Below are 12,818 nucleotides of genomic sequence, written 5' to 3' on the forward strand. Positions count from 1 at the left end.
GGCCCGCCGGTCTTGACGTTGATGACGTAGTCGCCGGCCTGGCCCTCGACATTGTCGATCTCGAGATTGACCGTGCCGTGGTCACCATTGAGCAGGAAGCGCGGCAGGGTCGTGGTCAGCACGACGGGATCGCGGATCACGACATCCGTGTTGGCGCGGCCAAGCTTGGTCGCGGTCCAGGCCACCGCCATGACGCGCGCGGTACCGGCGAACTCCGGAATCTCGAAGCTCACCTCGGCGGTGCCGTCCGCAGCGACGGTGACGATGCCCGAATAGAGCGCCAGCGGCTTTTGCGAGGGCGGCGAGCCCTGCAGCTCGGCCGCGCCGGCGTCGCCGCCGGACTTAATCTGGCCGCGCGTGCCCGACATGCCGTCGATGAGCTGGCCATAGAGATCGCGGATCTCCGCGCTCAGGCGACGCTGGCCGAGATAATAATCATCCGGCGCCGGCGGCTTGTAATTGGTGAGGTTGAGGATACCGACATCGACCGCGGCAATGACGATCTTGGCGTCCTCGCCCGGATTGAGCCCGTCGAGCTTGACCGGTATCTTCAGCATTGCGTTGGGGCGGATCAGCGCCGGCGGCGTCAGCTTCACCGCAAGCGTGCGGGTCTGCTTGTCGATGCCGAACCATTTCAGGCCGATCGCCCGGCCCGGCATGCGCTGGGCGGCGGCATCGAGCGGACGGCGCAGTGTCGCCACCACATAGGCGCCGGTGCCCCAGTCCTTGCCGACCGGGAGCTTGACCTGGGCGGTGCCTTCCTTGACGTCGATGGTCTGCGTCGTCAGCAGGCGGTCGCCGAGCACGTTGATGGTCAGCTTGCCGGCGCTGCGGACGTTGACCGACACCGTCATGGTATCGCCGGAAGAATATTGCGGCTTGTCGATCGAGGTTTCCAGCAGGTCCGGCGTGTCGGCGCTGCCGTCGGAGTACCAGCCAACGTCGAACTGCACCGAGGTCACCGGGCCGTCGGCATCGTTCGATTTCACATCCAGCCGATAACGACCGGGCTGCGGGGTGAGCGAGATGCGCGCAGGCTGGTCAGCGGCGATGGTGACATCACCGTCGGCGACCCGCGAAGTCGACTTGACCGGTTCGTACTCCCAGTAATTGTTCTGGCGATACCACTGGTAGCGCGACTCCATCTTCAGGAGCTCGTAGCGCAGGCCGTCGCGGCGCAGCGTCTGGCCCTCCGGCGAGACGAACACGACGTCGAACTCGGCTTTGTCGCCCTCGGCGACATTCTTGTCGCCGAACAGCGGCTTGATGCCGATCTGCGCAGCGGCGGGCGCGACCGGCAGCACGATCTTGCGCTCGACGGCGCGGCCGCCGGTCTCGACCATGCGCACGAAGATCTGCGCCTCCTGCGGGCGCGTCGAGGCAGGTTGCTTGTCGAGCGTCACCGGGAAGGTCGCAACGCCGTTGGCATTGGCCTCCGGCAAATTCTCCAGCGGCGTGCGCTCGTTCGAGGTGGTTTCCTCGTCGGCGACGCCGAACTGGTAGCCGGCAAAGCCCGGACGTCCGGCCGCAGGCGCAACCAGCATGTCGCCTTCGAGCCCAAGACCCGAGGCCGGCGCGCCGTAAAGGAAATGGCCGTCCGCCTTAAGCTCCACTGGAGCGTTAGCTTTGATCAGCTTGTCCTTGGCCGACAAGTCGAATTCGATCCTATCGGGAACGTAGTCCTCGACCATGAACGTGGTTTCGCCGACCGACGCGCCCTTCGGATCGGTGAAGGCGCGCACGCGCCAGGTACCGGTCGGCACCGCCGAGTTGAGCGGCACGGACAGCGTGCGGCCGCCGGCGCCCTGGTCGGGCAGCACCGCGCGGCGATATTCGACGCCGTCGGGGCGCTCGATCACCAGCGTCATCGGCCCGCCGCTCACGGCGTTGCCCTGCCCGTCGCGCAAGAGAGCCGTGAGGAAAACGGTCTCGCTGGAGCGGTAGACACCGCGCTCGGCATAGACGAAGGCATCGGCGCCGGCGGGCACGGCGCGCCCGGAAACGCCGCGGTCGGACAGGTCGAAGGCGGAGGTCTTCAGGCTCAGGAAGGCATAGTCGGCCTTTTCGCCCGTGACCGTCAGCATCGCCGGCGACAGGCCGCCCTCGCCGCGCGCAAGGCCTGCCTCGAACAGCACGTGACCGGTCTCGTCGCTCTTGCGCGTCGCCAGGATCTCGTTGTTGCGAGCGACCAGCCGCACCTCGGCCTTGCCGACCGGATCGGTCGAGGCCAGCGAGTTGACGAAGACATGGATGCCGTCATTGCCGGAATAAGCTGTAACCCCGAGGTCGGAGACGATGAACCATTGCGTGGCAAGCTGGTACTCGTCGTCCGAGCCGGGGCCCTTGGCCGCGGCGGTCATCACGTAGACGCCCGGCTGGAGCTCGCCGAGCGCCTGGTCCACCGGGAATGCCGTGGTGACGTCCTGGTTCAACGTCATCGCGGTCGAAAGCTCGCCCGACCAGACCTTGACGCCGCGCTCGTCGCCGAGATCGCTGAGCTGGTATTTGGTCAGCGTTTTCTGGAAATCGCTGTCCACCACCGTGTTGATCAGGTTGCGGTCGCCGATCCGGAAGACGTTGATGTTGACCGCGGGCGTGTTGACGCTGACCACGGGAATGCCGCGCTGGCCGGTCCTGGGCAGCACATAGGCGCGGCTGGTGAAACGCACGAAGGGCTTGCGGTCACGTACATAGACGTTGAACTCGGCCGATTTCGGCAGGCCTTCCTTGACCGTGGACGGCAGGCCGGCGCGCAAGTTGATGTTGTAGCGCTCGCCGTGCTTAAGCCCGTCGACGCAGAGCTGCTTGCCTTCCGCCGACAGCGCCGGCTTGTCCTGCCCTGCGAGGACCAGGAACGGCGCGAAGTCGGTGCGCTTGGCGAGCTCCTCCGAGAACTGGAAGCAGGCGCGCGGGCTCGCCGAATCCGAGTCCACGGTATAGTCCAGCAGCCGGAAGCCGTGCTCGTCGCGGAGCTTCTCATATTGCCCGCGGACATCGGCGACCTCGCGCAGGTCGAGCGACAGCCGCAGCGAATCCAGCGCCGGCCGCCACAGCTTGCGTTCGGCCAGCGACTTGCCGAGCACCGCGAGCGCGTCGGCCTCCTCGCCCGGATTGCCGGCGCGCATGTAAGCGACATAGGCCGCGGTCGAGGCGCGCTCCAGCAGGAAGGTCTGCTCGCTCGAGTTCTTCGGCCAGATCTGGAAGATCACCTTGGCGAGCCGCAGCCAGTTGCCGGCATCCTCGGGCGTGGTGGCGGCAATCTGGCCGAGCACTGACAGGCCGGTGCGGTAATCATTGCGCTTGAAGGCGGCGTCGGCATCCGTGCGCAGCGTCGCGTTGGTCTTGGCGACCGGCCCCGCCTCGCTCTTGATCTGCGCCTCCAGCTTGATCGCGGAATCGGCGAGATCGTCGCGTTTGAAGGCCTTGTCGGCGGCCTGCGCCGCGTTAAGGCCGAGCGCCAGCGCGGCGCAGATTGTGACGGCGCGAACAAGACCGATCATGGATGGACTCCCGGAAATCGCGGACGAACGCCGCTTGTCGCAAGAAATGCGCGGAAAGGTGACGGACTCAAGGCGATGGAACCAGAGGTGCAAAACGTCGCATTCGCCATGACAAGGCAGGCCCAGAGGAGACCGATCAAGATATCGCCGCGCACGCCGTCCTGATGGCGCAGCAACACCCAGCCGGTCGACCGGCGGCCGTGTCCCGGAAGCTGTTCAGCGTTCCCGGCGATGTGATCCATCGTCCAGTCCGCTGCCGCTCAACCCGGCACCCTGACACCCCACCGTTCCGCTTTGTCGCGCCATTGAGGAAAACGGTTCGGTTCAGACTTGGCGAAACACCCAATTTTTCATATTGGCATGCTAGATGAACGGCCAGCCGCCCGAACCGGGCGGCCCAAGACGGTCCCGTAGCTCAACTGGATAGAGTAGCGGATTTCTACTCCGCGGGTTGCAGGTTCGAGTCCTGCCGGGATCGCCAGCCTCCGTCTTGCCGCCAAGCCTTGCCACCAGACCCTCGTTCCCGTCGAGCCGGCAAACCACTCAGCCGAGGTTACGCGCCAGACGACGTTCATTCGCCGATCCGTCGTCCTTCACGAACGCGTGGCCGGCCCTTTGAACCGGGCTCATCGGTCCTATCTATGCGCCGGGCAACGTGCGCCCGAGAAGGACTCTGATGCCATCGTCCGAGTGGACGAGGATGGCCATCGCATCTGCGGTGGCCGTCATCGCAATATCATTTCTGGCAATTGATGCTGGCGTCGACGTGAACGCCGGCGCGATCGTAAAGCGCGTCGAGACGGCGCGGGCGTCCATTACGGACGCGGTGGTGCGCCAGCATGAGCTCGCCTTCGTCGTTCAGGCGTGGTCGCGAGGCAATCATGACAAGCCGCTCCAGGAGAAGCAGCCGCTGGAGCAGTGCCTGGCGATCGATTGATCCAGGTGCGCTGCCTGCGCATCATTTCCCGGCCGCCTACTCGTGCGCCCGCCACCAACCCGCAATCGCCGCCGCCAGATCATTCCAGAGCTCGGTCGGCAGATCCGGCACCGCGACCCGGACGCTGTATTCGTCCGTGGTCGCGTCGTGAAACCATTCCGTCGCGGCGAAGTCGAAGCCGAAGCTGCCGGCGTGGCGAATCGGGAAGCCGGCGCGGCCGAGATCGTGGCTCATCGCATCTGCGGCTTGTCGCGCGCTGGCCTCATCAAGGCGGCGTCTGCTGCGAAGGGTGATGTAGAGGCCGTGGGTGAAGTGGAGCTCGGCCGAGAGCGAGGCAAGCTCGCGCGCGAAAAGTCGGGCCGCCTGGCGGCCGTTACGCAGGATGGCTGCGACGCGCCGCTTCGTTAAGACCCAATAATCCGTCGTGCCGACAAAGGGTGGGAAATGTGCCGGCAACGCCGCGCCGCCGAGCAGCCGCACGGCATCGCGCGTCTCCGCGGCGAGGCGCTCAGACAACGAATGTTCGGCGCCCTCCTCGCTCCAGCGCATGAACACCGCGGAGCCGAGCCGGCCGTATTCCGCACCGAGCGAATCGAGCTTGGTGTGGCTTCGCACCATCACGACGGGAATTCCGCTTCGCCGGGCCAAGCGCAGGACACGACGGATGCGGCCGGACCGGCCGGCAAAGCATGTCGTGTCGAAGATCAGGAGATCGAGCGTCGAACCGTCGCAGCGCAGCGCCGCTTCAAATGCGGTCGCGGAGACACAGGAATCCAGCAGAAGAATTCGCAGGCCGCCGGCCGGAGCAAACCCATCGTCCAACGGTGGTCTCAAGGTGACGAGCCGCAAATCCGGGACGAATCGGTCGATCAGCTCCAGCGTCTCGCCGTAGGAGCCCGGCAGGACCAGGACGTCAGCACCGGCGACGATCCGGGTGGCGGCAAACAGCAGCGCCGCGATCGCGGCCATGCCGGAGGCGGTATAGATCGTCTCGCCGCTGCTGCCGGCCTCGCGTTCATAGAACGAGGGACCGTTCACCTTCAGATCTGCGCGCTGGTAGTCGTAGCTGAATGTGAACGGACCGCTGGTCGGAGACGCCGTGGCCGACCAGGATGTCTCCGTCGCCTTCCAGTCCTGCAGCGCATGCTCGGCGCGCAAGGCAGCGGTCAGCTGGAATTTCGTCCTGATGACCTCGTCCACCGAACGTGGGCACGGCATGTGTCGCGGGCTGCTCAGGCAGCCATTCAGCAGCCCGATCTCCCTGTGCTTGCGTTCTAGATAGGCCTTGATGGTCTCCATACGACGCTTGTCAGCTGCAACCCTCCTTCAACGTCCGGCGCGCCTCCGGGGTCCAAACTGCGGCACGCTGCGCCGAGCAACGAAGAGCCGTCTGCTTCGTTGAGACTGCCCAAGGAGGACATCATGCCGAAAATCAGGGAACACATGAAAATCATCGGCAAGGACGGCGTGCACGTCGGCACCGTCGACCGCCTCGAGGGCAACCGCATCAAGCTGACCCGGGAGGACAGCCCGGAAGGGCACAAGGACCACCATCACTACATCGAGACCAAATATGTCGGCGCGGTCGAGGGCGATGTCGTCAAGCTTTCGGTCAATGCCGACGCGGTCCCGAAGTCGGAAGCTGCGTGACAACACAGAGCCCCTTCGGCAGCGTTTTGATTGTTCACGATCCGACTCCGCTTCGTTCGCAAAGCACGAATCGCGATCGCGAAAATCAGCGCTGCGCAAATCTTAATAGAGAGTTGCTGTAGCGCTGATTGCGCGTGACCGCTATTCCGTCGGCTCATCCTCGCGACGCTCGCGGGCAAGCTGGTGCCAGGCGATGGCGAGCTCGATCAGGCGTTGCCGGTCGGCGCCCTCGGACGCAGCGGCGCGCTTCATTGCGGCTTCGGCTTCGTGCTGCGGGTCGTACTTGTTACACATGAGTCGGATTTTAACCGCTCGATCTGGACAAGTGCGTGGCAATTTCGTCCGTATGATTGCGGATGACGGACGTTGTCGCGAGCGATTTCGGCACGCCCAGATTGTTCCGGCCATGAAACGTCACTGGCGGTTTCAGCCTCGTCGTCGCAGGTTAAGGCTCGGCCCCATTCCCACTTATCTGTGAATTGCATCACAGCCAGCGCCCGGCGTCTCGCGCTAGACATCGTCTCAGCGCCTCCGGAAAGCGCGAGGCGGCGTGGGAGTCTTTCCCGTCATGGCACAGCAAGCAGCCGCCGAAGCGAGGGCCCCGACACAACGACAGCGATCCGATCTGTTCGGCATCGCTTGTCTTGCGGCGATCGGTCTCGTGATGCTGGCCTGGATCGCAGGTCTGGTCTGGGGCGCGATGGCATTCTTCAATTGGCTGGTATCCTGACGCGCGAGACGATCAGCCCTCATCCGCACACACCGGCACGAAACCAAAAAGGCGGGCCTTTCGCCCGCCTCTTCAGTTTCAGATCCTGTGCAGATGCTCAATAGCACGCGCGCGGATCGGCCTGCACATACTGTCCGTTCGGATAGCGGTAGTAGCAATTGCCTTCGGCCAGATAGTAGCCGGGGCGCGAAGCCGCCGTCGCGCCGGCGATCGCGCCGGTCGCGCCGCCGAGAACCGCGCCCGCGGCGGCCCCCGTTGCATTGCCCGAAATCAGCCCGCCGAGCACGCCTCCGACAATCGCTCCACCAAGCGCGCTTACGCCGGGATCGGCCGGCGGCGGCGGGGGCGGCGGTTCATAGGCGACCGGAGGCGGCGCCGGGGCGTAGGCCACCGGCACATCGTCGTAATACTCCTCCGATATATAGGCGGGCGGACCGGCCATCCGCTGCGGATAATAATACCAGACGCCGCCGACGTCCCACCACCAGCCTGATCGGCCGTTATGGACTTCGTGGCGCCAGCGCCCGCCATCCCAGGCGACCCTGCCACGATAGGCATGTCCGCCCCAATCGCGCGCCGGCGCGGGGCCGCGAGCGTAGTTGTGGCCGGGCGACGGACCAGCGGCATGGTGCGGGCCGGGACCGGGGCCGCCGGCACGAGGCTGGCTGCCACCGGGCGGCGGCGCGGGTCGGGCTGCCTGCTGCGGCGGGGGTCCTTTGCGCATGTTCTGATTGGTCTGCGGCGGAGCGCCGGCGCCCTGGCCAGCCGGAGGCTGGGCTGCATCCCTGGGCGGCCTGGCTTCCTGCGCCTGCGCCGAGAGCGCCAATGACATGGCCGAAACCAAGGGAATGATGATCTTCTTGCGACTGGACGCACTCATGCGTGCTTGCCCCCTACTCTCTCGCTCGCCGCGCTTCCTCGCGCGATAGACGATTCGCCTCGCGCCGGGGTGATGCCGGCTGGCATAACTGACCTGCTTGATCTGCTAAGTCCCGTTACAAATGATTAAGATCACGGCAATTTTCCGGCCCAAAGGGCGGCGGAGGCCGCGCGGAAGCGCGTCTAGCGGGCCGGCTCGATGACATTGCAATTGGTCCGCCCCGACATCAGGCAGTCCTGCATCTTGCTGGCAGAGGTGAGATCGCGGGCGAGCCACCAGCCAATTCCGAGGATCACGATGGCGATGACGAGGCCCGCGATGGCGCCGCGGCGGTTGTCGCCGGAGGGAGGTCGTCGCAGGGATTTGGGCTTCTCGCCCGGTTCGGGCTTGGACTCGGGCTTGGACTCGGACATGGCCACCTGATCGCACGGCAAGCCGGCCTTTATCACCTCTGCGACGAGGCGTCACATCCCGGCCGTCCCGGCCGGTTCAGCCCCGGGTCTGGTGGATCGCATCCTTGCGCGAGGTTTCGACTGCCGGGATCGCCTCGCGGGCCCGCGGTGCGCAGGTCGTGAGCACGAAGGCGGTCTGGCTGCACTCCCAATCGGCGCCCAGGACGGCGTTCTCGATCGGTTGCGGACGGGCAAACAGCAATGCTGCCCCGGCCAGCGCGGCCACCACGAGGGTGAGCGCGAGCGCCTTGAGGCTCAGCTGGAAGATGGTCATGCCCGTGCTCCGTCGCGTATCAGGCGGACGCTAGGCGCCGCCGTAGTCGCCTCTTATGAGGGACATCACAGTTCGGCAGTTTTTCCGGGCTACGAGAGATCGTCGGGGGCGATTTTTCGTCTACCTGATAGGCTGCGATTATGTATGGCGTCGTGACGCGCGCCGATGTACACGCATTCCGTCACGCGGCGCCGCGCTATGCCCAGCCGACGTACCCACGATCAGTGATGTAGGATTGAAAGCGAGGAAGACAAGGCTCGTCGATGAGTGGATTCAGGGAACCCGGCTTTGCAGACCGGCAAAAGGCGGCGCAGGACGCCCGCAAAAATCTTTTGAACAAATTCAAGTCGCAGCCGGGCCCCGACGATCCGGCCGTTGCCGCGCGCCGTGCCGAACGCGAGGCCCTTGCGGCCAAGCGCGCCGAGGCGAAGGCTGCGCGCGAGGCGGAAAAGGCCGAGCAGAAGCGCATCGAGGAAGAAGCCAAGGCCGCAGAAGCCGCGCGGATCGCGCGCGAAGCGGAGGAAGCGGTCGCCAAGCAGGCTGCGCTCGAGGCCGAGCAGAAAGCCAAGCGCGACGCCCGCTACGCCGCCCGCAAGGCCAAGCGCAAGTAACGTTCCGAAAGAACGTTCACAAAGTAACACGCAGTAGTCACGTTCAATTGAAATTGAACTGAGACATCGTTTCGGGGCGGTCCATGCGACCGCCCCCCGGACTCTTCCGAGCGCGCATCTGCCTCTCGCACGCGCGCCAGTGACGACAGAAGATCAGTTCTTCTTCATCATCCCGTCGTCTTTCTTCATCCCGTCCTTCGACATGTGATCCTTCTTCATGCCGTCATCCTTGGACATGGCATCCTTCTTCATGCCGTCCTTGGACATCGTGTCCTTTTTCATCATGCCGTCGTCCTTGCCCATCTTGTCCTGGGCAAAGGCGGCCGGCGACAGCGCGAGGCCAAGCGAGAGAGCGGCAACCGAGACGCCGAGCGCGATACGGGTACGAATGGTCATGGATCATCTTCCCTTCGAGATGTGTTTGTCAGCGACGGACGCCGCTAATTGATCTCGACGGATCAGGGAGCGGTCTTGTTACGGCCTTGGCGAAAGATTTCTCCGGGCCTCCGCGCATTCGCCGCAATCGCACCCGCGATATCCGGCCTCCATTCGAAGGACGGTTGACGACAAGTGTGCAGCGCAGCACGACCGGCACTTGCCGCGACATTCGGTCTCGAACTATCAGATGAGAGAACATCGCCTCGAAGACCGGCTAGGATGGGCCCAAACGCCGGTCTGACAAGACGAACCAATCACACCAACAAGAACAGTTCAAAGAAACGTTCAAGGGGATCACACCATGATTACGCGCCGCCATCTGATCGCGACCGCTGTCGCCGCGCCCGCCATCCTGCGCTTCGGCACCGGCACCGCACACGCCGCCACCACGTTGAAGATCTCGCATCAATTCCCGGGCGGGACCGTGGACAAGGGCGATTTCCGCGACCGGCTCTGCCGCATGTTTGCCGCTGAAGTCAGTAAGCGCAGCAACGGCGACATCGCCGCCGAGATCTATCCGAACTCCTCGCTGATCAAGACCAACGCGCAGTTCTCCGCGATGCGCAAGGGCGCGCTCGACATTTCGCTCTATCCGATGCCCTATGCCGGCGGCGAGCTGCCGGAGACCAATATCGGCCTGATGCCGGGCCTCGTCACCACCTACGACCAGGGCCTGCGCTGGAAGAAGGAGCCGGTCGGCAAGGCGCTGATCGACTTCCTCGCCGACAAGGGCATCATCCTGCTCACCTGGGTATGGCAGGCCGGCGGCGTCGCCAGCCGCTCCAAGCCGATCGTCGCGCCAGAAGATGCCAAGGGCATGAAGGTGCGCGGCGGCTCGCGCGAGATGGACATGGTGCTGCAGACCGCGGGCGCCTCGGTGCTGTCGGTGCCGTCGAACGAGATCTACGCGGCGATGCAGACCGGCGCCTGCGATGCCGGCATCACCTCCTCCACCAGCCTGATCTCGTTCCGCCTCGAAGAGGTCGCCAAGTCGCTGACCTCCGGCGCAGGAGCCTCCTACTGGTTCATGCTCGAGCCCCTGATGATGTCGAAGGCGATCTTCGACAAGCTGCCGAAGAACCAGCAGGACGTCCTGCTCACGGTCGGCGCCGAGCTCGAGGCCTTCGGCCGCAAGGGTGCGCAGGACGATGACGTCGAGGTCGCCAAGGTCTACGAGAAAGCCGGCGCCAAGGTCTCGGTGCTCGATGCTGCGATCGTCGGCAAGTGGCGCGACATCGCTCGCGACACCGCGTGGAAGGACTACGGCGCCAAGACCGCGACCGCCGCCAACCTGCTCAAGCTCGCCACTGACGTCGCGGCATGAGCCACGGTCCGCTTCCGGATCGTGACGACCACGCAACCGCCGCCGCGGGCGCAGGCCCTGCGGCGGCGATCGATCGCGGTCTTGCTATCCTCAACAGCATCATCGTCGTGCTCGCCGCGATCGCGCTGGTCGCTGCCTGTGCTATCCTGAGCTACAGCGTGCTCAGCCGCGCGCTGTTCAAGGCCGCCAATTACTGGCAGGACGAGGCCGCCGTGTTCCTGCTGGTCGGCGCCACCTTCATGACCGCCGCCTATGTGCAGCAGAACCGCGGCCACATCGGCATCGAGGCCTTTGTCGGCCTGCTCTCGCCGTTCGCGAACAGGGTCCGGCTCTGGCTGGTCGACGTTGCGACGTTGCTGTTCTGCGCCTTCTTCACCTGGAAGTCCTGGACGTTGGCCCATGAGGCCTATGTCGACGGCCAGGTCTCGAACTCGATGTGGTCGCCGCCGCTCGCCATTCCCTATTCGCTGATGGCGCTCGGCATGAGCCTGCTCTGCGTCCAGATTCTCGTGCAGCTCGTGCTGCCCTTTGCTGGAGGCCGGCGGCCATGAGCGTTTTCGGGATCGGCCTCGCCTACGGCATCGCGACGCTGCTAGTGATGTTTTCGGGCATGCCGATTGCTTTTGCCCTCGGCGCGGTCGCCGTCGTGTTCATGGGCATCTATATGCCCTCGGCCTCGCTCGATACGGTGACCCAGAACGTCTACGAGGAAATGGCCTCGATCACGCTGCTGTCGATCCCGCTCTTCATTCTGAAGGGCGCCGCAATCGGCAAGTCGCGCGCCGGCCAGGATCTCTACTCGGCGCTGCACGCCTGGCTGCACCGCGTGCCCGGCGGCCTCGGCGTCGCCAACGTGTTCGCCTGCGCGCTGTTCGCGGCGATGGCAGGCTCCTCGCCCGCAACCTGCTCGGCGATCGGCTCGGCCGGCATTCCCGAGATGCGCAAGCGCGGCTATTCCGGCGGCTTTGCCGCAGGGATCATCGCCGCCGGCGGCACGCTCGGCATCCTGCTTCCGCCCTCCATCACCATGATCCTGTTCGCGGTCGCCGCCGAAAAATCGCTGGGACGGCTGTTCCTTGCCGGCATCGGTCCCGGCCTCCTGCTGGTCTCGCTGTTCGGCGTCTATGCCGTGCTCCGCTTCCGCCAGGAATACGCGGCGGCCGACGCCATCTTCAAGAATGGCGGTCCGGAGGCCCCGATCCTCGCCCGCGACGAGTACACCCTCGCCGAGCGCTTCAGCGTCCTGCCCCGCGTGATCCCGTTCGTGCTGCTGCTCACCGGCGTCATGATCGCGCTCTATGGCGGCTTCGCGACGCCGTCGGAGACGGCGGGCCTCGGCGGCCTGCTCGCCCTGGCGCTGATCGCGGCGATCTACAGCGTGTGGCGGCCGAGTGACCTTGCCCCCATCATGAGGTCGACGATCCGGGAATCGACCATGCTGATGATGATCATCGGCATGTCGCTGCTCTATTCCTATGTGATGAGCTATCTGCACATCTCGCAATCGGTCGCCGAATCCATCGTCGCGATGCACCTGCCGCGCTGGGAGCTGCTGTTCGCGATCCTCGTCATGGTGGTCGTGCTCGGCTTCTTCCTGCCGCCGGTCTCGATCATCCTGATGACCGCGCCGATCATCCTGCCGCCGCTCCGCGCCGCCAATTTCGACATCATCTGGTTCGGCGTGGTCATGACCATCGTGATGGAGATGGGCCTGATCCATCCGCCCGTCGGCCTCAACATCTTCGTCATCCGCAACGTCGCGCCCGACATTCCCCTGCGCGAGGTGATCTGGGGCACCCTGCCGTTCGTGCTGCTGATGATGCTCGCGGTGCTGCTGCTGTGCTTCGTGCCGGGGATTTCAACCTGGCTGCCGGATCTCGTGATGGGGCCGGACGGGAGCAGGTAGCGACGACCATAACTGCCGTAGGGTGGGCGAAGCGCAGCGTGCCCACCACCTGTCAGCGACCACGGAGAGATGGTGGGCACGGCGCTACGCGCCTTTGCCACCCTACGAGTTCTGCG

At 65.1% G+C, this 12,818-nt stretch carries 14 protein-coding genes, 1 tRNA gene and 1 pseudogene; 8 read left to right on the forward strand and 8 right to left on the reverse strand.

What is annotated here, in order from left to right:
• Positions 1 to 3,500 (reverse strand): annotated as a pseudogene (locus A5906_RS29220) (alpha-2-macroglobulin family protein); the annotation flags it as partial.
• Entirely contained in the window at positions 3,497 to 3,742 is a 246-nt protein-coding gene (locus tag A5906_RS41835; protein WP_136615554.1) for a hypothetical protein, read from the reverse strand. The pseudogene A5906_RS29220 and the gene A5906_RS41835, both read right to left, overlap by 4 nt.
• A 162-nt stretch (positions 3,743 to 3,904) precedes the next feature.
• Here A5906_RS41835 and A5906_RS29225 point away from each other — a divergent pair.
• Together A5906_RS29225 and A5906_RS29230 are read left to right on the forward strand one after the other, a co-directional pair.
• A tRNA-Arg gene (locus A5906_RS29225) sits at positions 3,905 to 3,981 on the forward strand.
• Between the two features lie 219 nt (positions 3,982 to 4,200).
• The gene (locus tag A5906_RS29230; protein ID WP_245326966.1) at positions 4,201 to 4,437 is read left to right on the forward strand and encodes a hypothetical protein; all 237 of its coding nucleotides are present in this window, start codon (positions 4,201 to 4,203) and stop codon (positions 4,435 to 4,437) included.
• Positions 4,438 to 4,473: 36 nt separating this feature from the next.
• On the opposite strand, the gene A5906_RS29235 is transcribed toward A5906_RS29230, so the two are convergent.
• Positions 4,474 to 5,736, reverse strand: coding sequence for a hypothetical protein (locus A5906_RS29235; RefSeq protein ID WP_080138659.1), 1,263 nt, complete (start codon positions 5,734 to 5,736; stop codon positions 4,474 to 4,476).
• A 123-nt stretch (positions 5,737 to 5,859) separates the two neighbouring features.
• Here A5906_RS29235 and A5906_RS29240 point away from each other — a divergent pair, with 123 nt between their 5' ends.
• Positions 5,860 to 6,087 (forward strand): DUF2171 domain-containing protein, encoded by a 228-nt coding sequence (locus A5906_RS29240; RefSeq protein ID WP_080138825.1) that lies wholly within the window; start codon positions 5,860 to 5,862, stop codon positions 6,085 to 6,087.
• A 141-nt stretch (positions 6,088 to 6,228) separates the two neighbouring features.
• Here A5906_RS29240 and A5906_RS43285 read toward each other — a convergent pair whose 3' ends face one another.
• Positions 6,229 to 6,381, reverse strand: coding sequence for a hypothetical protein (locus A5906_RS43285; protein WP_167523414.1), 153 nt, complete (start codon positions 6,379 to 6,381; stop codon positions 6,229 to 6,231).
• Between the two features lie 274 nt (positions 6,382 to 6,655).
• Here A5906_RS43285 and A5906_RS43290 point away from each other — a divergent pair, with 274 nt between their 5' ends.
• Positions 6,656 to 6,817, forward strand: coding sequence for a hypothetical protein (locus tag A5906_RS43290; RefSeq protein ID WP_167523415.1), 162 nt, complete (start codon positions 6,656 to 6,658; stop codon positions 6,815 to 6,817).
• 97 nt (positions 6,818 to 6,914) lie between these two features.
• Here A5906_RS43290 and A5906_RS29245 read toward each other — a convergent pair whose 3' ends face one another.
• The 3 genes from A5906_RS29245 to A5906_RS29255 form a co-directional block, all read right to left on the reverse strand.
• Positions 6,915 to 7,697, reverse strand: a complete 783-nt coding sequence (locus A5906_RS29245) for a hypothetical protein (protein ID WP_080138660.1) — start codon at positions 7,695 to 7,697, stop codon at positions 6,915 to 6,917.
• 182 nt (positions 7,698 to 7,879) lie between these two features.
• Positions 7,880 to 8,110: a hypothetical protein gene (locus A5906_RS29250; protein ID WP_136615555.1), complete on the reverse strand. Its 231-nt coding sequence runs from the start codon at positions 8,108 to 8,110 to the stop codon at positions 7,880 to 7,882.
• A 76-nt stretch (positions 8,111 to 8,186) separates the two neighbouring features.
• A complete protein-coding gene (locus tag A5906_RS29255) occupies positions 8,187 to 8,423 on the reverse strand; it encodes a hypothetical protein (RefSeq protein WP_080138662.1) in 237 nt (78 codons plus the stop codon).
• A gap of 263 nt (positions 8,424 to 8,686) precedes the next feature.
• Here A5906_RS29255 and A5906_RS29260 point away from each other — a divergent pair, with 263 nt between their 5' ends.
• Complete coding sequence (locus A5906_RS29260) at positions 8,687 to 9,034, forward strand: DUF6481 family protein (RefSeq protein ID WP_080138663.1); 348 nt, start codon at positions 8,687 to 8,689, stop codon at positions 9,032 to 9,034.
• A 153-nt stretch (positions 9,035 to 9,187) separates the two neighbouring features.
• On the opposite strand, the gene A5906_RS29265 is transcribed toward A5906_RS29260, so the two are convergent.
• Complete coding sequence (locus tag A5906_RS29265; RefSeq protein WP_080138664.1) at positions 9,188 to 9,430, reverse strand: pentapeptide MXKDX repeat protein; 243 nt, start codon at positions 9,428 to 9,430, stop codon at positions 9,188 to 9,190.
• A 343-nt stretch (positions 9,431 to 9,773) separates the two neighbouring features.
• On the opposite strand from A5906_RS29265, the gene A5906_RS29270 reads away from it, so the two are divergent.
• The 3 genes from A5906_RS29270 to A5906_RS29280 are packed head-to-tail and all read left to right on the forward strand — an operon-like array spanning position 9,774 to position 12,702.
• Positions 9,774 to 10,796 carry a TRAP transporter substrate-binding protein gene (locus A5906_RS29270; protein ID WP_080138666.1) on the forward strand — a complete coding sequence of 341 codons (1,023 nt, stop codon included), beginning with the start codon at positions 9,774 to 9,776 and terminating at the stop codon, positions 10,794 to 10,796.
• Positions 10,793 to 11,347, forward strand: coding sequence for a TRAP transporter small permease (locus A5906_RS29275; RefSeq protein ID WP_080138667.1), 555 nt, complete (start codon positions 10,793 to 10,795; stop codon positions 11,345 to 11,347). The genes A5906_RS29270 and A5906_RS29275 overlap by 4 nt, the downstream gene beginning before the upstream one ends.
• Positions 11,344 to 12,702: a TRAP transporter large permease gene (locus tag A5906_RS29280; RefSeq protein ID WP_080138668.1), complete on the forward strand. Its 1,359-nt coding sequence runs from the start codon at positions 11,344 to 11,346 to the stop codon at positions 12,700 to 12,702. Before A5906_RS29275 ends, A5906_RS29280 begins: the two co-directional genes overlap by 4 nt.
• Positions 12,703 to 12,818 lie beyond the last annotated feature (116 nt).

This window comes from Bradyrhizobium sacchari (assembly GCF_002068095.1).
Taxonomy (GTDB): Bacteria; Pseudomonadota; Alphaproteobacteria; order Rhizobiales; family Xanthobacteraceae; genus Bradyrhizobium; species Bradyrhizobium sacchari.